The sequence below is a fragment of the Streptomyces sp. WM6372 genome (genome assembly GCF_001279655.1).
Taxonomy (GTDB): Bacteria; Actinomycetota; Actinomycetes; order Streptomycetales; family Streptomycetaceae; genus Streptomyces.
On sequence record NZ_LGDB01000002.1, the window covers coordinates 13,837 to 35,438 of the forward strand.

The following is a 21,602-nucleotide window of genomic DNA, read 5'->3' on the forward strand; positions in this document are numbered from 1 at the left end:
ACGCAGCGGGAGATACCCGGGCGGGCGTTCACGCCGCGCGCGTGAACCCCGCACGCACCCCGTAGGCCACCGCGCCCAGCGCCAGCACGACCGCCCCCGCGACCGCCGACGCGGCCGGCAGCGCGCAGGCCAGGACGACACAGCCGGACAGCCCGACCGCTGCCACGGCCCGGCCCTTGACAGCTGAATCGAGAGTCCACGCCGAAGCGTTCGCGATCGCGTAGTAGGCCAGCACCCCGAAGGACGAGAAACCGATCGCGCCCCGCAGATCGGTGGTCGCCGCGAGCACCGCGACCACCGCACCCACGGCGAGCTCCGCATGGTGCGGCACCTGATGCCGGGGATGTACGGCGGCCAGCGCGCGGGGGAGATGGCCGTCCCGGGCCATCGCCAGGGTGGTCCGCGACACCCCGAGCACCAGGGCCAGCAGCGAGCCCAGCGCCGCCAGGGCCGCCCCGACCCGGACCACGGGGGTCAGTCCGGGCAGGCCGGCCGCCCGTACCGCGTCGGCCAGCGGGGCCGGCGAAGCCGCCAGGGCCCCGGCGCCCAGCACCGACAGCGCCGCCACCGCCACCGCGGCGTACACGAGCAGGGCGATCCCCAGGGCGAGGGGCACCGCCCGCGGGATCGTGCGCTCCGGATCACGCACCTCCTCGCCCAGGGTGGTGATCCGGGCGTACCCCGCGAAGGCGAAGAACAGCAGCCCGGCCGCCTGGAGCAGACCGCCGGCGCCGCCCCCGCCCAGGCCGCCGAGCCGTCCCGCGTCCGCCGCGCCGGACGTCAGGCACACCACCACGACCCCGGCCAGCACGGCCAGCACCACCGCCACGATCACCCGGGCGATCCGGGCGGACTTCTGCACGCCGCCGTAGCTCGCGGCGGTCAGCGCCACCACCGCGGCGACGGCCACGGCATGCTGCTGCCCCGGCCACACGTACGCCCCCACGGTGAGCGCCATCGCCGCGCAGGAGGCGGTCTTGCCGATGACGAAGCCCCAGCCGGCCAGGTATCCCCAGAACGGCCCGAGCCGTTCCCGCCCGTACACGTAGGTCCCGCCGGAGGCCGGATAGCGGGCGGCCAGCCGCGCCGAGGAGTGCGCGTTGCAGTAGGCGATCAGGGCCGCCACCGCCAGGGCCGCGAGCAGCGCGCCGCCCGCGGGCCCCGCCGCGCCCGCGGCCGGGGCGAGCGCGGCGAAGATGCCCGCCCCGACCATGGCGCCCAGCCCGACGACGACGGCGTCGAAGACCCCCAGCGTGCGTTTCAACTCGTTGTCCACGGGCGGAGGGTAACCGCGCTAGATGACGCCTTCGCGGCCGGTCAGCGGCGTCCGGTTCTGCTCCCAGCCGTTGAGGGCCGTCAGGCAGGCGTGATCGAGGTGGCGCAGCCCGCTCAGGTCGAGGCGTACGGGGTGTCCGGCGGGCAGCGCGTCCAGGTCGTCGAGCAGCTTCGGCAGCCGCAGGAAGCTGGCGCTCCCCAGGACCTGGACGTGGAGCTCCCCGCCCTCCCACACCTCCTCGATGTGCACGTGGGAGGTCTCCCAGGCCGCCTTGACCACGGCGAGCCCCAGGCCGATCAGCACCCCTTCGAAGAGGTTGGTGGCCACGACCGAGGCGGCCGTCGCCACCAGCACCACCGCCTCGCCCCGGTGCGTACGCCACAGGCCGGCGACGGCCCGGGCCGGCAGCAGCTTCCATCCGGCGTGCAGCAGCACCCCGGCCAGCGCGGCGAGCGGCACGATCTGGAGCAGCTGGGGGAGCGCGACGGCGAACAGCAGCAGCCAGCCGCCGTGCATGACCCGGGAGGCCCGGGTGCGGGCCCCGGCCTCCACGTTGGCCGCGCTGCGCACGATCACGGCCGTCATCGGCAGCGCCCCGAGCAGTCCGCAGACGGTGTTGCCGACGCCCTGTGCCACGAGTTCCCGGTCGTAGTGGGTCCGCGGCCCGTCGTGCATCCGGTCGACGGCGGCCGCACTGAACAGCGTCTCGGCGGAGGCGATCAGCGTCAGGGCGATCACGGTGCCGAGCGCCCCGGCGGAGGCCAGCAGCCCGAAGTCCGCCCAGCCGGGCGGGGCGATGGCCCCCAGGACGCCGGTCACCGTCACCTTCTCGACGGGCAGCCGCAGCATCACCGACACGGCGGTGGCGGCCGCCACCCCGACGAGCGCGCCCGGTACGAGCCGCAGCCGGGCCGGCATCCGGCGCCAGGCCACGAGGACGGCGATGGTCCCGGCCCCGAGGGCCACGGCGGCCCAGTCGGCCTCGGCGGCGAGCGCCGGCACCGCGGCGAGCTTCTCCAGGGTCGCGCCGGGGGCCGGTACGCCGCCCAGGGCGTACAGCTGCCCCGCGATCAGCACGAGTCCGATCCCGGCGAGCATCCCGTGCACGACGGCCACGGAGATCGCCCGGAACCACCGGCCGAGCCGCAGCGCCCCCATGCACAGTTGCAGCACCCCGGCGGCCAGCACCAGGACCCCCAGGGCGCGGGCCCCGTGCGTGTGCACCGCCTCGTAGACGAGCACCGTCAGCCCGGCCGCCGGCCCGCTCACCTGGAGCGAGCTGCCCGGGAACCAGCCGGTGACCAGGCCGCCCACCACCCCGGTCACGATCCCCAGCTCCGCGGGCACGCCGGAGGCGACGGCCACGCCCACGCACAGCGGCAGCGCGACGAGGGCGACGACGACGGACGCCCCGAAGTCTTCGCGAAACGTGCCGACCTCAGGCATCCGTGTCCCTCCCCTGCCCCGCGGTGATGAATACCGCCAGGTTGGCGGGCGCGGGCACGGTTGCCCAAGTGCTCATTGGGGGCCACTGAGGCGCACGCGCCGCGCACGCCGGGCACATGATCCGCACGCCCCCGAGAAAGTCGAGCCCCGGGGAAACAGCCGCGGCCCGCCGGTCCGAGGAGGACCGCCGGGCCGCCGGACGGCAGGTGGGAGACCGCGATCAGCGGTAGTTCACGAACTGGATCGCGAAGTCGAGGTCCTTGCCCTTGAGGAGGGCCTGGATGGCCTGGAGGTCGTCACGGCTCTTGGAGCTGACGCGCAGCTCCTCGCCCTGGACCTGGGCCTTGACGCCCTTGGGACCCTCGTCCCGGATGATCTTCGCGACCTTCTTGGCGTTCTCCTGGGAGATGCCCTCCTCGATCGAGGCGAAGATCTTGTACTCCTTGCCGGACAGCTGCGGCTCGCCGGCGTCGAGCGCCTTCAGCGAGATCCCGCGCTTGACCAGCTTGGTCTCGAACACGTCGAGGACGGCCTTGACGCGCTCCTCGGAGTTCGCCTCCATCAGGATCTTCTCGCCGGACCAGGCGATGGTGGCGCCGGTGCCCTTGAAGTCGTAGCGCTGCGAGAGTTCCTTGGCGGCCTGGTTGAGGGCGTTGTCGACCTCCTGCCGCTCGACCTTCGAGACGATGTCGAAACTGGAGTCGGCCATGTGCTGTGGCTCCTTGAAGTCGGCTGTCATTGCCCCGGAGGGCGCGGCCGGACATCCCCGGCCCACTGGCAAAGCCTAGCCACCGCACCCGCCCCCGGTGCTGATCAATCCGGTGGCGAAGCACCCCCGAGCATCAGGTATCGTTTACGTCGTTGCCAGGGAGCACCGCCGCGAGGCGGAAAAATGGCAGCGATCATGGCGGTGTGCCCGAGTGGCCAAAGGGAGCAGACTGTAAATCTGCCGGCTCAGCCTACCCAGGTTCGAACCCTGGCGCCGCCACGCGATGTGAGACCCCCGTTACTGCGGAAACGCAGTGGCGGGGGTCTCCTCGTATGGCCCAACGATCCGGCCGACCGCATCGTCCGGGTCTCCTGTTCGTTCTCCGGACGTGAACTTCATTTCTGACACGCGCGGGAGGGTGGGCGGCGGCGTGCTCCTCGCCCTCCTCGGAGCCGGGATCCCGGCCCTGGTCGGGGCGGCACTGCACAGCCATGTGGGCGAGCCCTACCAGGAGACCACCCTCTACTTCGGCACCGAGCGCCCCGGCCGGGCCTCCGTCGCGGAGCAGGAGTTCATGGGCTTCCTGGACCGGGAGATCACCCCCGCCTTCCCCGAGGGGCTCACGATCCTCGACGGGCACGGCCAGTGGCAGCGGGCCGGAAAGGTCATCCGCGAGACCTCGTACGAGGTGGTGCTGCTCTACCCGGAGAAGGAGGCCGAGGAGCGCAGCGCGCGCATCGAGCGGATCCGGCAGGCCTATGAGGACCAGTACCAGCAGGACTCCGTCGGGCGCTCCGACGACAAGGTGACCGCCGAGTTCTGAACCTCAGTTGCCCGCGACGGCCTTGACGGCCACCGAGACCGGGGTCGATCCCTCGGTCAGCTCCAGCGTCAGTCCGGCCGTCGCCGGGGTTTCGACCAGCTCCGCCAGCACGGCCGCCACGTCGTCGCGCGGAACCGCCCCGCGGCCCGTCCGCGCCTCCAGCCGCACCTGCCCGTTCCCGGGGTCGTCGGTCAGCCGGCCGGGCCGCAGGACCGTCCACTCCAGGCCCAGCCGCGTCCGTACGTGGTCGTCCGCCTCGCCCTTCGCCCGCAGGTAGACGTCGAAGACCTCGTCGCCCCCGTGGTGCGCGTCCGCGCCCATCGAAGAGACCATCAGGAAGCGCCGTACCCGCGCCCGTTCGGCCGCGTCCGCGAACAGCACCGCCGCGCCCCGGTCCACGCTGTCCTTGCGGGCCACGCCGCTGCCGGGGCCCGCGCCGGCCGCGAACACCGCGACGTCCGCGCCCTGCAGAATGCCCGCCACATGCTCGACCGAAGCCGACTCCAAGTCGCAGAGCACCGGTTCGGCGCCCGCCTCCCGCAGGTCGTCGCCCTGCGCCGGGTCGCGGATGATGCCCGCGACCTCGTACCCGCGCGCGGCGAGCAGCTGCTCCAGCCGCAGCGCGATCTGACCGTGTCCACCCGCGATGACGATGCGCATGCCCCGACCGTACGACGAGCCGGGCGCCCCCGCCCGCGAAAGTCTCCGCCGCCGGGCCGGCGGAGGTTCAGGGACCGGACTCCGTACGGCCCTGCCGGGGCAGGTCCAGGGCCACCGCGACCGCCGAGTCGCAGTACTCCCGTACGGCACTCGTCCGGGCTACCACCCGGCCGCGGTGGATCACGATCCGGCTGTACGCCAGGGACAGCACGCCCGCGATCCGGTCCCCCCGTACGGCCAGCAGCTCTGCCGGGAAGCCGGCCTCCACCCGGACCTCCGGCAGGCCCATGGCCTCCCGGGCGGCGCCGCTGACCGACGCGTAGGCCTCCGGCGCCCGCAGCCCGCCCTGGGAGGCCAGCAGGAACGCCGCCTCCAGCGGGTCGCCGCGGCCGACCGGGTTCCCGGCGTCCCGCAGCGCCCCGCTGCCGGCCGCGACCCGGACCCCGGCGGCGCGCAGCAGCCGTACGGGCGCGGTGCGCAGGCCGCGCCGCTCCAGGGCCGCGCAGTCGCCCTGGGGCAGGCAGGTCACCCGTACGCCGGCCGCGGCCAGCTGATCGGCGGCCCGGTGCGCCACGTCCAGCGGGAGCCGTGACAGACCGCCGCAGGGGCCGATCGTCACCCCCGGGCGCAGTCCGCCGGCCATCGCGGCGAGCCGGGCCAGGCGGCCGGGATCGTCACCGTCCGTGTGCAGGTCGACGGGGCAGCCGTGCTCGGCGGCGAGTTCCAGGACGGCTTCGAGGAAGCCCGTCGGGTCGGGGTCCAGGTCCGGGCAGCCGCCGATGACGGAGGCGCCCATCTTGACGGCGTCCCGCAGCATGGCGAGCCCGTCGGCGCCGGCCGCGCCGGTGAGGAGGCGGGGAACGGCGACGGTGGTCAGGTCGGTGAGCCCGCGCAGCGAGCGGCGGGCCTGGAGCACGGCCTCCATGGGGCCGAGCCCGTGCACGTCGCCGATCCGGACGTGGGAGCGCACGGCCGTGGCGCCGTGCCCGAGCTGGAGCAGGGCGGCCTCGGTGGCCCGGCGCTGCACCTCGTCGGGGGTGTACGAGACGGGACCCTCGCCGTCGGCGGTCAGGGCGGTGTCCCCGTGGGCGTGCGGCTCGGCGGGGGCGGGGAGCAGCAGGTAGCCGCGGAGGTCGACCCGGGCGAGCGACGGGGAGGGCAGGCTGCCCGCGGTGCCGACGGCCTGGATCCGGCCGCCGCCGAGCCGGACGTCGACCGTACGGCCGTCCGTGAGGCGGGCCCCGGCGAGCAGGAGCGTGGTGGACTCGGCGGCGGCCGCGTTCGCGTGGCCGGGCGGGCGCTGAGGCCCGTGGCCGCCGCCGCCCTCGCCGCGGCCGTTGCGCGGGGAGTGGGGCGGCTGCTGCGGCTGGCTGTCGGACATCGCGCTCCTGCGGTGGCTCGGGCGGTTCCTGGGCCGAGTGGCCGCGGCCCGCGGCCCAAGATCACGCAGCGTGCTCAGAGCCTAGGGCGCGGGGGTCCCCGCTTCGCGGAGGAGCGCAATAGTCGTACCGGTGTGGTGCCTGCGCGCCGGGGCGGCCGCGTGTGCGCCCGGCGCGGGCGGGTGCTTCCTCGCCGCGGGTGTTTCCTCGTCCGGGATCGGGCTGCTCGGCGTGCCCGGAGTGCCTCGCGGGGTGTCTGGGATTGTGAGCCCGGACACAATCTGCCCCGAAATGGGCCTCGGTGACGCTCGGGGGCCGATCGGGAAAGCCTTGGCCGCCCCCTCGGAGGCCAGTCCCCGCAAAGGATTTGGGCGATGGGCGGGCAACCGTGTAATGTCTTCATCGCTCGCCCCAATAGCTCAGTCGGTAGAGCGTCTCCATGGTAAGGAGAAGGTCTGCGGTTCGATTCCGCATTGGGGCTCTGGTGAGAGAGGTTCCCCACCCTCGGGTGGGGAGCTGATCACATCAAAGCGGCGTAGCTCAGTCGGTAGAGCAAGCGGCTCATAATCGCTGTGTCACCGGTTCAAGTCCGGTCGCCGCTACCCACAGTAGCCGATTGCGGGGTCGGTCTCCCGATCGGCTACTCTTTTATGCGTTCATCCGTCCCATAGTCCGTCAAGGAGCACTCACGTGGCTGCCACCGACGTCCGCCCGAAGATCACGCTGGCCTGCGTGGAGTGCAAGGAGCGGAACTACATCACCAAGAAGAACCGGCGTAACAACCCGGACCGCATGGAGATGAAGAAGCACTGCCCGCGCTGCAACTCGCACACCGCGCACCGCGAGACCCGCTGACCCCAGCGAAGTCTCGGAATACAGGCACCGTCATGAGGTCGTCCCCTTCATCGGGGGGCGGCCTCGTGTCGTTTCCGTGATCGTCGGTCTTTGATCGTTTCCGCATGTGACCGACTTTTTCCAACAGGAGGTAGGGAGCCATGGCGCTCGACCAGTCCTTCGTGGGTCGGAGCTACCCGCCCACCGATCCGTACGAGGTCGGCCGGGAGAAGATCCGCGAATTCGCGGTTGCGGTGGGTGACGAAAATCCCGTCTACACCGACCCCGATGTCGCCAAGGCGTTCGGTCACCTGGACGTGATCGCCCCGCCGACTTTCGTGTTCGCGATCACATTCGCGGCCGCGGGCCAGGTCGTGCAGGACCCGCAGCTGGGTCTGGACTACAGCCGCGTCGTGCACGGCGACCAGAAGTTCGCGTACGCGCGGCCCGTGCGGGCCGGTGACCGGCTTTCGGTGACCTCCACGATCGAGGCCGTGAAGTCGATGGCCGGCAACGACATCATCGACATCCGCGGTGAGGTCCACGACGAGACCGGCGAGCACGTGGTGACGGCGTGGACGAAGCTCGTCTCCCGCGCCCCCGAGGAGGCCTGAGATGACCGCGCAGATCAAGTACGCCGACGTCGAGGTCGGCACCGAGCTGCCGGCGGGATCCTTCCCCGTGACGCGCGCCACACTGGTGCGGTACGCGGGCGCCTCGGGCGACTTCAACCCGATCCACTGGAACGAGAAGTTCGCCGTGGAGGTCGGGCTGCCGGACGTGATCGCGCACGGCATGTTCACGATGGCCGAGGCGATCCGCGTGGTCACCGACTGGGTCGGCGACCCGGGTGCGATCGTCGAGTACGGGGTCCGCTTCACGAAGCCGGTCGTCGTCCCGAACGACGGGACGGGCGCGCTGATCGAGGTCACGGCCAAGGTCGCGGCGAAGCTGGACGACAACCGCGTACGGGTGGACCTGACGGCGATGAGCGCGGGTCAGAAGGTCCTGGGCATGTCCCGGGCCCTGGTGACGCTGGCCTGAGGGGTGACCCTGGCCTGAGGGCGCCCTGCCCTGAGGGCGCCCTGGCCTGGGGGCGCCCTGGCCTGGGGGCGCCCTGGCCTGAGGGCGACCCTGGCCTCAGCCCCCGCGCGCGCCGAGCCGAGTGCCGAGCGGGGCGGATCCCGCTCGGGCTCGCTCAGCGCGTGCCGATGCCGTGGGCGGTGCCCCCGGCGACGGCCCGGAGTTTGTCGGGGTTGGCGACGTTGTGGATCGCGGAGATGCGGCCGTCGGCGCCGAAGTCGAAGGTGACCGTGGCGACCACGCGGTCCGGTCCGCTGAACACCATGCCCGGGCCGCCGTTGATCTCGACGAGCTCGGCCCTCATGTCGGCGGGGCCGATGCCCTGGTACGTGACCGTACCGATGGCGGCGAACCAGGCGGCCACCGTCTGCGCGCCCACGACCGGACGCATGGCCTGACGGACCTTGCCGCCGCCGTCCGTCCACAAGGTGACGTCCGGGGACAGCACTTCCATCAGGGCGTTGACGTCCCCGCCGGTCGTGGCGGCGAAGAACCGTTCGGTGACCTCGCGCTGCCGCGTCCGGTCGGCGGCGAAACGCGGCCGGCGGGCCCGTACGTGCTCGCGGGCCCGGTGCGCGGCCTGCCGCACCGCCGCTTCGGAGCGTTCCAGCGTCTCCGCGATCTCGGCGTGGCTGAAGTCGAAGACCTCCTTCAGCACGAACACCGCGCGCTCCAGCGGACTGAGCGTCTCCAGTACGACGAGCACGGCCATCGACACCGACTCGGCGTCCATGACGGTCTCGGCGGTGTCGCCCGTGGTGAGGATGGGCTCGGGGAGCCACGGACCGACGTAGGTCTCGCGCTGGTGCCGGGTGGACCGCAGCCGTGCCAGCGCCACGTTCGACACGATCCGCGTCAGGTACGCCTTGGGCTCGGCCACCTGGGAGCGGTCGGCGGCCGACCACTTGATCCAGGCGTCCTGGACCGCGTCCTCCGCGTCGGCCGCGGTGCCCAGGATGCGGTAGGCCACGGAGAACAGCAGGTTCCGGTGCCGGTGGAACACCTGCTGGTCGGCGTCGGTGTCGGTGGCGGTGGCGGTGGCGGTGTCCACGTCGGCGGACCGGCCCGTCATCGGAGCGCCCCGTTCCGGGTGAAGCGGCCGCCTCGCGGCCAAACGGCCCCCGAGGCCGGCATCTTCTTCATACGGCCGTACGTCGGCCAGGGTGCGGCAGTCACCGTCTCCTTATACCGGGCCGCTGCGCGGCCGGTCAGGTACATGCGGCGCGGGCTGTCGTCGGGGCGGGTGAACTGCACCACGGCATCGTGGCGCCCCAGGCTCACGGGCGTGTGGTAGTAGCCGAAGCGGAACGGCCGGGGCCGCTTGCCCTTCAGCGCGCGGACGATCGACACCGCGGCGTGCACACCGGTCGGCATGCCGCCCTGGCAGGTGCCGTGCATGACGCCGTAGCCCTGGCGGATCGCGGCCGCGTCGCCCACGGCGTACACCTCCGGGTGCGACACCGACCGCAGCGCGGCGTCGGTGACGATGCGGCCGTGCTCGTCGACGGCCAGCCCGGCGGCGGCCGCCAGCGCCGGCACCCGCGTACCGCTGGTCCACAGCACCGCGTCGGCGGGGACGCTCTCGCCCCCGGCCAGTACGACCCCGTCGGGCAGCACCTCCACCACCTCGACCCCGCTGCGCACCGCCACGCCCAGGCGGTCGAGCGCGGCCCGCAGATAGGCCCCGGCCTTCGGGGTCATGGCGGCGCCGGGTTCCTGCCGGCCGAGCAGGACGACGTTCAGCTCCGGGTACCGCTCGGCGATCTCCGCGGCGGACTCGACGCCGGTCAGCCCGCTGCCGCCGACGACCACCGTGCCGCCGGCGAGCCGCGTCAGCCGGTCGGCCAGTACCTCGGCGTCCTCGGCGCTGTTCAGGGTGTGGGCGTGTTCCGCGGCGCCCGGTACCGCCGCCAGGTCGGCCACACTGCCCAGCCCGTACACCAGGGTGTCGTAGTGCAGGACCCGGTCGTCGTCGATCCGGACCGTCCGCGCGTCCGCGTCCACCGCCGTCACCCAGCCGCGGACGAACCGCGCGCCCGTACCCTCCAGCAGTTCCGGGATGCTCAGCCCGGCGAGCTGCTGCCCGGTGGCCGTCATGTGCAGCCGCAGCCGCTCGGTGAATCGTTCCTGCGCGTTCACCAGGGTCACCTCCACGTCCTCGCGCCGCCCCACCCGGGCGCCGAGCTGGATGGCCGCGGACATCCCCGCGTACCCCGCCCCCAGGACCAGGACGCGGTGGGTGGTGGTGGCCGTGCCGTCCGCTCCGTGCCGTGCGCTCATCGTTTCGCCTTCCTCCACTGGGTGTTGACGACCACGAGATGCAAGCTGCCGCCCGGTTCGTGACACGGGCCCGGCGTGACGCGCGACACGTCCGGGGGTTGACTAAGTTAGTGATTGAGTACTAACTTTGTATCCATGGCAAGGATGAGTGCGGACGAGCGGCGCGAGAGCGTCATCCGTGCGGCGATGCACGAGTTCGCCCGCGGCGGCTATCACGGGACCTCCACCGAGGCGATCGCCAAGCGCGTGGGCGTCTCGCAGCCGTACCTGTTCCGGCTCTTCCCCAACAAGTCGGCCATCTTCCTCGCCGCTGCCGAGCGCTGCCTGCGCGACACCCGTGCGGTGTTCGCGGCCGCCGCCGAGGGGCTGGAGGGCGAAGAGGCCGGGCTTGCCATGGCGAACGCGTACGCGCGGCTCATCACCGAGGATCCGGACAAGCTCCAGATGCAGCTCCAGATGTACGTCGCCGTCGGCGCGGCCGAGGCCACCGGCGACCACGAGCTCGGCGAGCTCGTCCGCAAGGGCTGGATGGAGCTCTGGGACACCGTCCACGTCCCGCTCGGCGGCGATGTGAACGAGACCACGACCTTCATGGCCTACGGAATGCTGATCAACAACCTGGCCGCCATGGGCTTCCCGCCCGGGCACCGGGTCTGGGCGGGGCTGTACCCCTCCGCCCGCGTCCAGAGCCGGGAGGATCAGCCGGGGGAGTGAGCCCCCCGGGCGAGGCTCCGTCCGGCCTCCGCGGCCCTTTTTCATGGGCCCGAAAGTTAGTCAGTGATAACTAACAAGCCAGTTCTCACCCTCAGGGGGACATCGTGAACTCCTCGCACGACACCGAAGCCGCCCAAGCCGCCCAAGCCGCCCAGCGCACACGGAGCACACAGAGCACACGGAGCACTCAGGGAACCCAGGCCGCCCAGGGCACCGCACTCAGCGGGTCCGCCGTCTGGGCGCTCGTCCTCACCTCCGTCGCCGGCTTCATGGCCGCCCTCGACAACCTCGTCGTCACCACGGCCCTCCCCGCCATCCGCAAGGACCTCGGCGGTGCGCTGGAAGACCTGGAGTGGACGGTGAACGCGTACACGCTCACCTTCGCCGTCCTCCTCATGTTCGGCGCGGCCCTCGGCGACCGCTTCGGGCGGCGCCGGCTCTTCATGGCCGGCCTCGCGATATTCACCGGTGCCTCCGCCGTCGCCGCCCTCTCGCCCGGCATCAACGAACTCATCGCCGCCCGCGCTGTCCAGGGCGTCGGCGCCGCGGTCATGATGCCGCTCACCCTCACCCTGCTCACCGCCACCGTCCCGGCCGCCCGCCGCGGCATGGCCCTCGGGATCTTCGGCGCCGTCGGCGGCCTCGCCGTCGCCAGCGGCCCGCTCGTCGGCGGCACCCTCACCGAGCACATCTCCTGGCAGTGGATCTTCTGGCTGAACGTCCCGATCGGGCTGGCCCTGATCCCGCTCGCCCGCCTCAAGCTGGCCGAGTCCACCGCCCCGAACGCCCGTCTCGACGTACCGGGCACGCTCCTCATCAGCGGCGGCCTCTTCGGCATCGTCTACGCGCTCGTCAACGCCAACGCCCACGGCTGGACCAGCGGCCCCGTGCTCACCGGCCTGATCGCCGGCTCCGCGCTCGTCGGCGCGTTCGTCGTCCACGGCTTCCGCAACGCGAACCCCATGCTGCCCATGCGCCTCTTCCTGAACCGCGGCTTCCTCGGGATCAACACGGCCAGCCTGCTGATGTACCTGGGCATGTTCGGCTCGATCTTCCTGCTCAGCCAGTTCCTCCAGGGCGTCGCCGGCTACTCGCCCACCCAGGCCGGCGTGCGCATGCTCCCCTGGACCGCCATGCCGATGGTCGTCGCCCCGATCGCGGGCATCCTCTCCGACCGGGTCGGCGGCCGCCCCGTCGTCGCCGTCGGGCTCGCCCTCCAGGCACTCGGCCTCGGCTGGTTCGCGATGATCCTGAGCACCGACGTCTCGTACGCCGCCCAGCTCCCGGCGCTGATCCTCAGCGGCATCGGCATGGGCCTGTACTTCGCCCCCGCCTCCAACATCCTGATGTCCACCGTGTCCCCCGCCGACCAGGGCAAGGCCTCCGGCGCCAACAACGCCCTGCGCGAGGTCGGCGGAGCCCTCGGCGTCGCGGTCCTGGCCTCGGTCTTCTCGGCCCAGGGCGGCTACGAGTCCCCGCAGGCCTTCACCGACGGGACCGTGCCCGCGCTGTGGATCGGCGCCGTCGCGGTGGCCGTGGCAGCGGCCTTCGCCCTCCTGGTCCCGGGCAAGCGGAACCCGAGCATCCCCGCACCGGTCGCCGTCGGGAACACCTCCGACACCGGATCCGCGACCCCCGCCAAGGTCCCCGCCACCCGCTGACCGCCCGGAACGGCCCGACCGAAAGGAGCGCACCTCATGCCCGACGTCCCCTGGATCACGCCCACCCCGCCCGCTCCCGGAGCCGAGGTCTACGTCATGGCCTCCCGCTTCGAGACCCGGACCCTGGCCGGCGCCATCCGGTTCTTCCTCAAGTCGCCCGGCATCATCCTCCAGATCCGCAAGGCCCCCGGCGCCCACGGCGTGGCCCTGCGCGCCCGGGTCCTCGGCCGGACCTTCCTCACCCTCTCCGCCTGGGAGGACCCGGGCGCGCTCTACCGCTTCGCCCGCAGCGAGCCGCACCGCTCCGGCTCCCGCGCCGCCGCCGCGTTCATGCGGGAATCGGCCTTCACCTTCTGGACCGCCCCGGCCTCGGCCCTCCCGGTCAGCTGGGCCGAAGCCGAACGGCGGCTCGCCGAGGAGGCCGCCCGCTCGTGACGTACGGTCCGTGGCCCCGCAGGGATGCGAGGGGTACGGACCGTACTCTTGTCCCCGTGCAGGAACTCCACGACGCCCCCCTCGCCCCCCTGACCACCTTCCGCCTCGGTGGTCCCGCCACCCGTCTGGTCACCGCGACCACCGACGCCGAGGTGGTCGAAGCCGTCCGCGCCGCGGACGAGAGCGGCACCCCGCTCCTCGTCATCGGCGGCGGCAGCAACCTGGTCATCGGCGACCGCGGCTTCGAGGGCACCGCCCTGCGCATCGCGACCACCGGCTTCCACCTCGACGGGACGCGGCTGGAGCTCGCCGCCGGCGAGAACTGGAGCGACGCCGTCGCCCGCAGCGTCGATGCGGGCCTGGCCGGCATCGAGTGCCTCGCCGGAATCCCCGGCTCCGCCGGCGCCACCCCGATCCAGAACGTCGGGGCGTACGGCCAAGAGGTCTGCGACACCATCACCGAGGTCGTCGCGTACGACCGCACCACCGGCGAGACGGTCACCCTCACCGCCGCCGAGTGCGCGTTCAGGTACCGCAACAGCACCTTCAAGGACCAGCCCGACCGCTACGTCGTCCTGCGCGTCCGCTTCGCCCTGGAGGACGCGGGCGGCCTCTCCGCGCCGATCAAGTACCCGGAGACCGCCCGCGCCCTCGGCGTCGAGGCCGGCGACCGGGTCCCCGCCGCCACCGCCCGCGAGACCGTACTGCGGCTGCGCGCCGGCAAGGGCATGGTCCTCGACCCCGCCGACCACGACACCTGGTCCGCGGGCTCCTTCTTCCACAACCCGATCCTGAGCGACGAGGCGTACGCCGCCTTCCTCACCCGCGTCCAGGACCGGCTCGGCTCCGAGGCCGCCCCGCCCGCCTACCCCGCCGGCGAAGGCCGTACGAAGACCAGCGCGGCCTGGCTGATCGACAAGGCCGGTTTCACCAAGGGCTATGGCGCCGGCCCCGCCCGGATCTCCACCAAGCACACCCTCGCGCTGACCAACCGCGGCGAGGCCACCACCGAGGACCTCCTCGCCCTGGCCCGCGAGGTCGTCGCGGGCGTCCACGCGGCCTTCGGCGTCACCCTCGTCAACGAGCCGGTGACGGTCGGCGTCAGCATCTGAGGAGTCCCGGCCGCCATGCTCTGTCCACTGCACGGGGCCGGTACGGACCCCACCCGCCTGGTGGGGCGCACGATCAGCAGGATCGTCGCGTCCTGGCACGTCTACGAGGGCGAACGCTCCGAGGCGCCGCTCGACGTCTGGCTGATCGACAGCGAGGGCGACTCCACCAGGATCACCACCGGGTCGGACTGGTGCCTCATCGTCGAATCCGCCCCGCCCCACGAGCCGTACGACATGGGGGAGTGGGGCCGGATCGAGGTCGGCGAGGACCTCGGAGACCACCCCTTCCTGCGGCACCTCGGGGACACGGTGGCCACCGTGGCCGAGTTCGCGGCGCCGGAGACCGGGCGCACGCAGCTGGAGATCGGCTTCCCCGACGGCGACCGGGTACGGGCCGACTGCTGGGAGGGCGACCTGCGGCTCACGCGGTGAGCCTCGGGCGGGAGTCTCAGGTGGCCAGCCAGTGGTCGATCCCGGCCAGCAGCTTGTCCTGTACGTCCTCCGGCGCGGCGCTGCCGCGCACCGACTGCCGGGCCAGCTCGGCGAGCTCCGCGTCCGTGAAGGCGTGGTGGCGGCGGGCGATCTCGTACTGCGCCGCCAGCCGGGACCCGAACAGCAGCGGGTCGTCCGCGCCCAGCGCCATCGGCACCCCGGCCTCGAAGAGGGTGCGCAGCGGGACGTCCTCGGGCCGCTCGTAGACCCCGAGGGCGACGTTCGACGCCGGGCAGACCTCGCAGGTGATCTGCCGGTCCGCGAGCCGCTTCAGCAGCCGGGGGTCCTCGGCGGCCCGTACGCCGTGGCCGATGCGGGAGGCGTGCAGATCGTCCAGGCAGTCACGGACGGAGGCGGGGCCGGTGAGCTCGCCGCCGTGCGGGGCCGCGAGCAGACCGCCCTCGCGGGCGATGGCGAAGGCCCGGTCGAAATCGCGGGCCATGCCGCGGCGCTCGTCGTTGGAGAGCCCGAAGCCGACGATGCCGCGGTCGGCGTAGCGGACGGCGAGGCGGGCGAGGGTGCGGGCGTCGAGGGGGTGCTTCATGCGGTTGGCGGCGATCAGCACCCGCATGCCGAGGCCGGTCTCGCGCGAGGCCGCGTCGACGGCGTCCAGGATGATCTCGACGGCCGGGATCATGCCGCCGAGCAGGGGGGCGTAGGAGGTGGGATCCACCTGGATCTCCAGCCAGCCGCTGCCGTCCCGTACGTCCTCCTCGGCGGCCTCGCGGACCAGGCGGCGGATGTCCTCGGGCTCGCGGAGGCAGGAGCGGGCGGCGTCGTACAGCCGCTGGAAGCGGAACCAGCCGCGCTCGTCGGTGGCGCGGAGCTTGGGCGGCTCGCCGGCGGTCAGCGCGTCGGGGAGGCGCACGCCGTACTTGTCGGCGAGCTCCAGGAGGGTCGAGGGGCGCATCGACCCGGTGAAGTGCAGGTGGAGGTGGGCTTTCGGCAGAAGCGTGAGATCGCGTACGTGCTCCATCCGGTGATCCTGCCGTACCACTGCGCTCGGCGGGAGGGGGTTTTACCGATTGGGGGCTTGCTCGAACGCGAGAGCGGGGCCGCGACGCACCTGAGCGGCGCAGCCCCCGTCGGGATTGCGCCGCTCAGACCTTGCCGCGGGCCGCTCTAGGCCTTGGCCTCGGCCAGCAGCTTCTGGATGCGGGACACGCCCTCGACCAGGTCCGCGTCGCCCAGGGCGTACGACAGGCGCAGGTAGCCGGGGGTGCCGAAGGCCTCGCCCGGGACGACCGCGACCTCGGCCTCGTCCAGGATCAGCGCGGCCAGCTCGACGGAGGTCTGCGGGCGCTTGCCGCGGATCTCCTTGCCGAGGAGCTCCTTCACCGACGGGTACGCGTAGAACGCTCCCTCGGGGGTCGGGCAGAACACGCCGTCGATCTCGTTCAGCATCCGGACGATCAGCTGGCGGCGGCGGTCGAAGGCCGTGCGCATCTCGTGGACGGCGTCCAGGTTGCCGGAGACGGCGGCGAGCGCCGCGACCTGGGCCACGTTGGAGACGTTGGAGGTGGCGTGCGACTGCAGGTTGGTCGCGGCCTTCACCACGTCCTTCGGGCCGATGATCCAACCCACGCGCCAGCCGGTCATCGCGTACGTCTTGGCCACGCCGTTGACGATGATGCACTTGTCGGCGAGCTCGGGGACGATCGCCGGCAGGGAGACGAACTTGGCCTCGCCGTAGACCAGGTGCTCGTAGATCTCGTCGGTCAGGACCCACAGGCCCTTGTCGGCGGCCCAGCGGCCGATGGCCTCCGCGTCGGCCTCGGAGTACACGGCTCCGGTCGGGTTCGACGGGGAGACGAACAGGACGACCTTGGTGCGCTCGGTGCGGGCGGCCTCCAGCTGCTCCACGGAGACGCGGTAGCCGGTGGTCTCGTCGGCGACGACCTCGACCGGGACACCGCCGGCGAGGCGGATCGACTCGGGGTAGGTGGTCCAGTACGGGGCCGGGACGATGACCTCGTCACCCGGGTCCAGGATCGCGGCGAACGCCTCGTAGATCGCCTGCTTGCCGCCGTTGGTCACCAGGACCTGCGACGCGTCGACCTCGTAGCCCGAGTCGCGCAGCGTCTTCGCGGCGATCGCGGTCTTCAGCTCGGGGAGGCCGCCCGCCGGCGTGTAGCGGTGGTACTTCGGGTTGCGGCAGGCCTCGACCGCTGCCTCGACGATGTAGTCGGGGGTCGGGAAGTCGGGCTCGCCGGCACCGAAGCCGATCACCGGGCGTCCGGCGGCCTTGAGGGCCTTGGCCTTGGCGTCCACGGCGAGGGTGGCGGACTCGGAAATGGCGCCGATGCGGGCGGAGACGCGGCGCTCGGCGGAAGGCGTTTCGGAGGTCATGAGGCCAATCGTCCCAGACGTCTCAGAGGCCCCGCACGCCGTTTCAGTCATCGGACGGACCAGTCGCGAAACCGCTCTGTTCGACGTCAGGTCCAGGACCACGTACACTCACCTCTCGTTGGCCCCTGCCGGTCACTCCAGAGTCGAGCACTCCGTGCACCCGTCTGGATGCGGTAGGTTGGGGGACGCAACAAAGGGTCGTAGCTCAATTGGTAGAGCACTGGTCTCCAAAACCAGCGGTTGGGGGTTCGAGTCCCTCCGGCCCTGCTCCACACTCCTTCTCGGACGTGTGCGCAGGTACGTACTTCGATGCAACGCCGTGCGGCGCAACCGGGCGCGGCTACGGCCACGACCCGGATTCAGGTGAGAGACGTGACGGACGCCCTGGGCTCCATCGACATGCCTGACGCCGAGGATGACACCCGCGAGAAGAAGGCCCGCAAGGGCGGCAAGCGCGGGAAGAAGGGTCCTCTGGGTCGGCTCGCGCTGTTCTACCGCCAGATCATCGCGGAACTCCGCAAGGTCGTCTGGCCGACGCGCAACCAGCTCACGACGTACACCACCGTGGTGATTGTCTTCGTCGTCATCATGATCGGTCTGGTGACCGTGATTGACTATGGGTTCCAGGAAGCCATCAAGTTCGTCTTCGGCTGATCCCCGCGGAGGGCGGCGCCTTGATGGGTGCCGCCCGTTTTCGCATGTTCGACCACCTTTTGTATCCAGGAAGAAGCAGCCACCGTGTCTGACCCGAACCTGAACGCGAGCCCCGACTCCGTCGAGTCCGTCGAGGACGCGCTCGACATCGTCGAGGCGGCAGACGCTGTGGACCCCGACGAGGCCGAGCTGGCCGACGCCGAAGCCGGTGTCGCCGCCGAAGAGGCCGCGCTCCACGTCGAGGACGAGGCTGACGAGGTCGCGGACGACACCGAGGCCGACGACGACGCCGCTGAGGATGCCGTCACCGCCGAGGCCGGCGACGTCGAGGACGAGGCCGACGAGGACGGGGCGGAGGCCGAGGAGGCCGCCGACGCCGAGCCCGTCGACCCCATCCAGGCCCTGCGCGACGAACTGCGCCTCCTGCCCGGCGAGTGGTACGTGATCCACACCTACGCGGGCTACGAGAAGCGCGTGAAGGCCAACCTGGAGCAGCGCGCCGTCTCGCTGAACGTCGAGGAGTTCATCTACCAGGCCGAGGTGCCCGAGGAAGAGATCGTCCAGATCAAGAACGGCGAGCGCAAGAACGTCCGGCAGAACAAGCTGCCCGGTTACGTTCTCGTCCGCATGGATCTGACGAACGAGTCCTGGGGCGTCGTCCGCAACACCCCCGGTGTCACCGGCTTCGTCGGCAACGCGTACGACCCGTACCCGCTGACGCTGGACGAGATCGTCAAGATGCTCGCCCCGGAGGCGCAGGAGAAGGCCGCCAAGCAGGCCGCCGAGGACGCCGGCCTGCCGGCCCCCGCGGTCAAGCGCACCATCGAGGTCCTGGACTTCGAGGTCGGCGACTCGGTCACCGTCACCGACGGCCCGTTCGCGACGCTGCAGGCGACCATCAACGAGATCAACCCGGACTCGAAGAAGGTCAAGGGCCTCGTCGAGATCTTCGGTCGCGAGACCCCGGTCGAGCTCAGCTTCGACCAGATCCAGAAGAACTGACGATCTTCTGAGCCAACGCTTCCGGACAGGTCAGATCGCCCCGTGAAGGGCGGTCTGACCTGCTCGGTTTTTAGCCCCGCTCCGATACCCGTTATCGTGGTGCGGTATGCCTCCATCCGGATGACCGGATTGGCGGCGAAAAACTCTCACTAGGACCCGGAGAGAGCAATGCCTCCCAAGAAGAAGAAGGTCACGGGGCTTATCAAGCTCCAGATCAAGGCCGGTGCGGCCAACCCGGCTCCGCCGGTCGGCCCCGCGCTCGGTCAGCACGGCGTCAACATCATGGAGTTCTGCAAGGCCTACAACGCCGCGACCGAGTCGCAGCGTGGCATGGTCGTGCCGGTGGAGATCACGGTCTACGAGGACCGCACCTTCACCTTCATCACCAAGACTCCGCCGGCCGCGCGCCTCATCCTGAAGGCCGCGGGCATCGAGAAGGGCTCCGGCGAGCCCCACAAGACCAAGGTCGCCAAGCTCACCGGCGCCCAGGTCCGCGAGATCGCCGAGCTGAAGATGCCCGACCTCAACGCCAACGACGTCGACGCCGCGATGAAGATCATCGCCGGCACCGCGCGCTCGATGGGCGTCACGGTCGAAGGCTGATCCAGCCACCCCCCAGCACCACCAGTGGTAGGACCAAGCGCTGGTCCGCACCACGACTCCATGCCTGAAGCCGAAATACAGGAGCAGAAGTGAAGCGCAGCAAGACTCTCCGCGCTGCGGACGCCAAGGTCGACCGGGAGAAGCTGTACGCCCCGCTCGAGGCCGTCCGTCTCGCCAAGGAGACCTCCACGACCAAGTTCGACGCCACCGTCGAGGTCGCCTTCCGCCTGGGTGTCGACCCGCGCAAGGCCGACCAGATGGTCCGTGGCACCGTGAACCTCCCGCACGGCACCGGTAAGACCGCCCGGGTCCTGGTCTTCGCGACCGGTGACCGTGCTGCGGCCGCGGAAGCCGCCGGCGCCGACATCGTCGGCGACGACGAGCTGATCAACGAGATCGCCAAGGGCAACCGCCTGAACGAGTTCGACGCGGTTGTCGCCACTCCGGACCTCATGGGCAAGGTCGGCCGCCTCGGCCGCGTGCTCGGTCCCCGTGGCCTGATGCCGAACCCGAAGACCGGCACCGTCACCATGGACGTTGCCAAGGCTGTCACCGAGATCAAGGGTGGCAAGATCGAGTTCCGTGTCGACAAGCACTCGAACCTGCACTTCATCATCGGCAAGGTCTCCTTCACCGATGAGCAGCTGGTCGAGAACTACGGTGCGGCCCTGGACGAGATCCTTCGTCTGAAGCCGTCCGCCGCGAAGGGCCGCTACGTCAAGAAGGCCGCCCTGAGCACCACGATGGGCCCCGGCATCCAGCTGGACTCGAACCGCACCCGGAACCTCCTCGTCGAGGAAGACCCGGCCGCTGTCTGAGCTCCGCTGAGCCCCCGGCTCACCTGAGTGGCTGAAACGGGCCCCTCGCCCCCTTCACAGGGTGGCGAGGGGCCCGTTTTCCGTGTTTCGGACCACATGTGCCGAACTGGTCGGTAACCGGCGCGCGAAGGCCCGACAGGGGAACGTAGGGTCGGTGCGAAGCGAACGATCACACAGGGGTGGGGATCTCTATGTCTGCATACCGCGCTGCATACCGCGCTGCATACCGCGCTGCATACCGCGCTGCGTACCGGAGGAAGGCCGCCGGCGCTACGCTGGCGGCCGTGCTGCTCGTGGGTGGGGCCACGGCGTGCGAGAGCGGCAAGAAGGACGGCTCCGGCAAGGCTGCCGGCGCCTCGGCCGCGCCGCAGCCCAGCGCGCCCGTGGCGGGCGGTTCGGCCACTGAGGCCCTCACCGCGGCCTACCGGAAGACCTCGGCCGCCAAGTCGGCCAAGGTGCACATGACCATGAAGATGTCCGGCGCCCTCGGCGGCGAGGGCATCGAGATGACGGGCGTCCAGGGGTGGGACCCGCAGGTCATGGACATCACCATGAAGGGCGGGCTCGGTACCACCGGCATCGACTCCATGCGCATGGTCATGTCCAAGGACGTCATGTACATGGAGATGCCGACCGACTCTCCGCTGTCCGCGGCCATGGACGGCAAGCGCTGGATGAAGCTCGACATGAAGGCCGCGGCCGAGGGCTCGGGAGACGCCGAGGCGCTGAAGCGGCTCGGCGGCATGGGCGGCATGGGCGGCATGGGCGGCATGGCCGGGATGGACCAGAGCCAGGACCCCGCCAAGCAGCTCGCCCTGCTGCTCGCCTCGCCGAACGTGAAGCTCGTCGGCTCCGAGAAGGTCGGGGACGCCGACACCCAGCACTACAAGGGCACCCTGACCTTCGCGGAGATGCTCGCCGCGAACGAGGGCTCCAAGACGCTGCCCGAGGCCGACCGTACGAAGCTCACCGAGGCCATGAAGAAGGCCGGCATCAAGGGCTACGACATGGACGTCTGGGTGAACAAGGACGGGTACCCGGCCCGCATGAAGGTCGGCATCGGGACCCCCGAAGGCTCCGTCGACCTGGACGCCTCCTACTCGGACTACGCGACGACGGCGACCGTCCAGACCCCGCCCGAGAACGAGACGCTCGACCTGTTCGGGAAGCTCAAGGAGCTGGGCGCCGCGGGCGCCGGCGCCGGGGCCTGACCTGCCGCGGGGCCCGACCGGCCGCACCGCCTTTCGCAACACCAGAACCACCAGAACCACC

At 71.5% G+C, this 21,602-nt stretch carries 23 protein-coding genes and 4 tRNA genes; 18 read left to right on the top strand and 9 right to left on the bottom strand.

Annotated features, from left to right (window positions below; all coding sequences use genetic code 11):
* Positions 1–28: 28 nt before the first annotated feature.
* From ADK52_RS01280 to ADK52_RS01290, 3 genes are all read right to left on the bottom strand, one after another.
* Positions 29–1,276, bottom strand: coding sequence for an APC family permease (locus tag ADK52_RS01280; protein ID WP_053687942.1), 1,248 nt, complete (start codon positions 1,274–1,276; stop codon positions 29–31).
* An 18-nt stretch (positions 1,277–1,294) separates the two neighbouring features.
* Complete coding sequence (locus tag ADK52_RS01285) at positions 1,295–2,722, bottom strand: SulP family inorganic anion transporter (protein WP_053687943.1); 1,428 nt, start codon at positions 2,720–2,722, stop codon at positions 1,295–1,297.
* 220 nt (positions 2,723–2,942) lie between these two features.
* The gene (locus ADK52_RS01290; RefSeq protein WP_030163016.1) at positions 2,943–3,431 is read right to left on the bottom strand and encodes a YajQ family cyclic di-GMP-binding protein; all 489 of its coding nucleotides are present in this window, start codon (positions 3,429–3,431) and stop codon (positions 2,943–2,945) included.
* 197 nt (positions 3,432–3,628) lie between these two features.
* On the opposite strand from ADK52_RS01290, the gene ADK52_RS01295 reads away from it, so the two are divergent.
* Both ADK52_RS01295 and ADK52_RS01300 read left to right on the top strand, forming a co-directional pair.
* Positions 3,629–3,710 (top strand) — tRNA-Tyr (locus tag ADK52_RS01295).
* A gap of 109 nt (positions 3,711–3,819) precedes the next feature.
* Positions 3,820–4,254 (top strand): DUF3574 domain-containing protein, encoded by a 435-nt coding sequence (locus tag ADK52_RS01300; RefSeq protein ID WP_063783743.1) that lies wholly within the window; start codon positions 3,820–3,822, stop codon positions 4,252–4,254.
* Between the two features lie 3 nt (positions 4,255–4,257).
* On the opposite strand, the gene ADK52_RS01305 is transcribed toward ADK52_RS01300, so the two are convergent.
* Both ADK52_RS01305 and ADK52_RS01310 read right to left on the bottom strand, forming a co-directional pair.
* Positions 4,258–4,914 (bottom strand): SDR family oxidoreductase, encoded by a 657-nt coding sequence (locus tag ADK52_RS01305; RefSeq protein ID WP_053687945.1) that lies wholly within the window; start codon positions 4,912–4,914, stop codon positions 4,258–4,260.
* A gap of 67 nt (positions 4,915–4,981) precedes the next feature.
* A complete protein-coding gene (locus tag ADK52_RS01310; RefSeq protein ID WP_182508577.1) occupies positions 4,982–6,295 on the bottom strand; it encodes an amidohydrolase family protein in 1,314 nt (437 codons plus the stop codon).
* 406 nt (positions 6,296–6,701) lie between these two features.
* Between ADK52_RS01310 and ADK52_RS01315 the strand changes: the two genes are divergently transcribed.
* The 5 genes from ADK52_RS01315 to ADK52_RS01335 all read left to right on the top strand — a co-directional run bounded on the left by ADK52_RS01315 (position 6,702) and on the right by ADK52_RS01335 (position 8,171).
* Positions 6,702–6,774 (top strand) — tRNA-Thr (locus tag ADK52_RS01315).
* Between the two features lie 48 nt (positions 6,775–6,822).
* Positions 6,823–6,895 (top strand) — tRNA-Met (locus tag ADK52_RS01320).
* A gap of 88 nt (positions 6,896–6,983) precedes the next feature.
* A complete protein-coding gene (gene rpmG / locus ADK52_RS01325) occupies positions 6,984–7,148 on the top strand; it encodes a 50S ribosomal protein L33 (protein WP_007265873.1) in 165 nt (54 codons plus the stop codon).
* A 140-nt stretch (positions 7,149–7,288) separates the two neighbouring features.
* Complete coding sequence (locus tag ADK52_RS01330; protein ID WP_053687946.1) at positions 7,289–7,741, top strand: MaoC family dehydratase N-terminal domain-containing protein; 453 nt, start codon at positions 7,289–7,291, stop codon at positions 7,739–7,741.
* A gap of 1 nt (position 7,742) precedes the next feature.
* Entirely contained in the window at positions 7,743–8,171 is a 429-nt protein-coding gene (locus ADK52_RS01335) for a MaoC family dehydratase (RefSeq protein ID WP_053687947.1), read from the top strand.
* Between the two features lie 154 nt (positions 8,172–8,325).
* On the opposite strand, the gene ADK52_RS01340 is transcribed toward ADK52_RS01335, so the two are convergent.
* Positions 8,326–9,282, bottom strand: a complete 957-nt coding sequence (locus tag ADK52_RS01340; RefSeq protein WP_053687948.1) for an RNA polymerase sigma-70 factor — start codon at positions 9,280–9,282, stop codon at positions 8,326–8,328.
* Positions 9,279–10,490, bottom strand: coding sequence for an NAD(P)/FAD-dependent oxidoreductase (locus tag ADK52_RS01345; RefSeq protein ID WP_053687949.1), 1,212 nt, complete (start codon positions 10,488–10,490; stop codon positions 9,279–9,281). The genes ADK52_RS01340 and ADK52_RS01345 overlap by 4 nt, the downstream gene beginning before the upstream one ends.
* Positions 10,491–10,625: 135 nt before the next feature.
* Between ADK52_RS01345 and ADK52_RS01350 the strand changes: the two genes are divergently transcribed.
* From ADK52_RS01350 to ADK52_RS01370, 5 genes are all read left to right on the top strand, one after another.
* Positions 10,626–11,204 carry a TetR/AcrR family transcriptional regulator gene (locus ADK52_RS01350; RefSeq protein ID WP_053687950.1) on the top strand — a complete coding sequence of 193 codons (579 nt, stop codon included), beginning with the start codon at positions 10,626–10,628 and terminating at the stop codon, positions 11,202–11,204.
* Between the two features lie 104 nt (positions 11,205–11,308).
* A complete protein-coding gene (locus ADK52_RS01355; protein ID WP_078987804.1) occupies positions 11,309–12,865 on the top strand; it encodes a DHA2 family efflux MFS transporter permease subunit in 1,557 nt (518 codons plus the stop codon).
* A 36-nt stretch (positions 12,866–12,901) separates the two neighbouring features.
* On the top strand, positions 12,902–13,300 hold the full coding sequence (locus ADK52_RS01360; RefSeq protein WP_053687951.1) for a DUF3291 domain-containing protein: 399 nt from the start codon (positions 12,902–12,904) through the stop codon (positions 13,298–13,300).
* Between the two features lie 56 nt (positions 13,301–13,356).
* Positions 13,357–14,412, top strand: a complete 1,056-nt coding sequence (locus tag ADK52_RS01365; protein WP_053687952.1) for a UDP-N-acetylmuramate dehydrogenase — start codon at positions 13,357–13,359, stop codon at positions 14,410–14,412.
* 15 nt (positions 14,413–14,427) lie between these two features.
* Positions 14,428–14,844, top strand: a complete 417-nt coding sequence (locus ADK52_RS01370) for a hypothetical protein (RefSeq protein WP_053687953.1) — start codon at positions 14,428–14,430, stop codon at positions 14,842–14,844.
* Between the two features lie 16 nt (positions 14,845–14,860).
* Here ADK52_RS01370 and ADK52_RS01375 read toward each other — a convergent pair whose 3' ends face one another.
* Together ADK52_RS01375 and ADK52_RS01380 are read right to left on the bottom strand one after the other, a co-directional pair.
* On the bottom strand, positions 14,861–15,880 hold the full coding sequence (locus tag ADK52_RS01375; protein WP_053687954.1) for an adenosine deaminase: 1,020 nt from the start codon (positions 15,878–15,880) through the stop codon (positions 14,861–14,863).
* A gap of 146 nt (positions 15,881–16,026) precedes the next feature.
* A complete protein-coding gene (locus ADK52_RS01380) occupies positions 16,027–17,253 on the bottom strand; it encodes a pyridoxal phosphate-dependent aminotransferase (protein WP_053687955.1) in 1,227 nt (408 codons plus the stop codon).
* 194 nt (positions 17,254–17,447) lie between these two features.
* On the opposite strand from ADK52_RS01380, the gene ADK52_RS01385 reads away from it, so the two are divergent.
* From ADK52_RS01385 to ADK52_RS01410, 6 genes are all read left to right on the top strand, one after another.
* Positions 17,448–17,520: transfer RNA gene (locus tag ADK52_RS01385), tRNA-Trp, on the top strand.
* Between the two features lie 105 nt (positions 17,521–17,625).
* Complete coding sequence (gene secE, locus ADK52_RS01390) at positions 17,626–17,907, top strand: preprotein translocase subunit SecE (RefSeq protein WP_030154653.1); 282 nt, start codon at positions 17,626–17,628, stop codon at positions 17,905–17,907.
* An 84-nt stretch (positions 17,908–17,991) separates the two neighbouring features.
* Entirely contained in the window at positions 17,992–18,909 is a 918-nt protein-coding gene (gene nusG / locus ADK52_RS01395) for a transcription termination/antitermination protein NusG (RefSeq protein WP_053687956.1), read from the top strand.
* A gap of 168 nt (positions 18,910–19,077) precedes the next feature.
* Positions 19,078–19,512 (top strand): 50S ribosomal protein L11, encoded by a 435-nt coding sequence (rplK, locus tag ADK52_RS01400; protein ID WP_030154660.1) that lies wholly within the window; start codon positions 19,078–19,080, stop codon positions 19,510–19,512.
* 89 nt (positions 19,513–19,601) lie between these two features.
* Positions 19,602–20,330, top strand: a complete 729-nt coding sequence (rplA, locus tag ADK52_RS01405; protein WP_030154662.1) for a 50S ribosomal protein L1 — start codon at positions 19,602–19,604, stop codon at positions 20,328–20,330.
* 284 nt (positions 20,331–20,614) lie between these two features.
* Positions 20,615–21,541 (top strand): hypothetical protein, encoded by a 927-nt coding sequence (locus ADK52_RS01410; protein ID WP_234343258.1) that lies wholly within the window; start codon positions 20,615–20,617, stop codon positions 21,539–21,541.
* Positions 21,542–21,602: the final 61 nt, after the last annotated feature.

Excerpts from the sequence above, each read along its gene's own strand:
- ADK52_RS01285 (WP_053687943.1), bottom strand. The coding sequence starts at position 2,722 with ATGCCTGAGGTCGGCACGTTTCGCGAAGACTTCGGGGCGTCCGTCGTC.
- ADK52_RS01290 (WP_030163016.1), bottom strand. The coding sequence starts at position 3,431 with ATGGCCGACTCCAGTTTCGACATCGTCTCGAAGGTCGAGCGGCAGGAG.
- ADK52_RS01305 (WP_053687945.1), bottom strand. The coding sequence starts at position 4,914 with ATGCGCATCGTCATCGCGGGTGGACACGGTCAGATCGCGCTGCGGCTG.
- ADK52_RS01310 (WP_182508577.1), bottom strand. The coding sequence starts at position 6,295 with ATGTCCGACAGCCAGCCGCAGCAGCCGCCCCACTCCCCGCGCAACGGC.
- ADK52_RS01330 (WP_053687946.1), top strand. The coding sequence starts at position 7,289 with ATGGCGCTCGACCAGTCCTTCGTGGGTCGGAGCTACCCGCCCACCGAT.
- ADK52_RS01335 (WP_053687947.1), top strand. The coding sequence starts at position 7,743 with ATGACCGCGCAGATCAAGTACGCCGACGTCGAGGTCGGCACCGAGCTG.
- ADK52_RS01340 (WP_053687948.1), bottom strand. The coding sequence starts at position 9,282 with ATGACGGGCCGGTCCGCCGACGTGGACACCGCCACCGCCACCGCCACC.
- ADK52_RS01345 (WP_053687949.1), bottom strand. The coding sequence starts at position 10,490 with ATGAGCGCACGGCACGGAGCGGACGGCACGGCCACCACCACCCACCGC.
- ADK52_RS01350 (WP_053687950.1), top strand. The coding sequence starts at position 10,626 with ATGGCAAGGATGAGTGCGGACGAGCGGCGCGAGAGCGTCATCCGTGCG.
- ADK52_RS01360 (WP_053687951.1), top strand. The coding sequence starts at position 12,902 with ATGCCCGACGTCCCCTGGATCACGCCCACCCCGCCCGCTCCCGGAGCC.
- ADK52_RS01370 (WP_053687953.1), top strand. The coding sequence starts at position 14,428 with ATGCTCTGTCCACTGCACGGGGCCGGTACGGACCCCACCCGCCTGGTG.
- ADK52_RS01375 (WP_053687954.1), bottom strand. The coding sequence starts at position 15,880 with ATGGAGCACGTACGCGATCTCACGCTTCTGCCGAAAGCCCACCTCCAC.
- ADK52_RS01380 (WP_053687955.1), bottom strand. The coding sequence starts at position 17,253 with ATGACCTCCGAAACGCCTTCCGCCGAGCGCCGCGTCTCCGCCCGCATC.
- rplK (WP_030154660.1), top strand. The coding sequence starts at position 19,078 with ATGCCTCCCAAGAAGAAGAAGGTCACGGGGCTTATCAAGCTCCAGATC.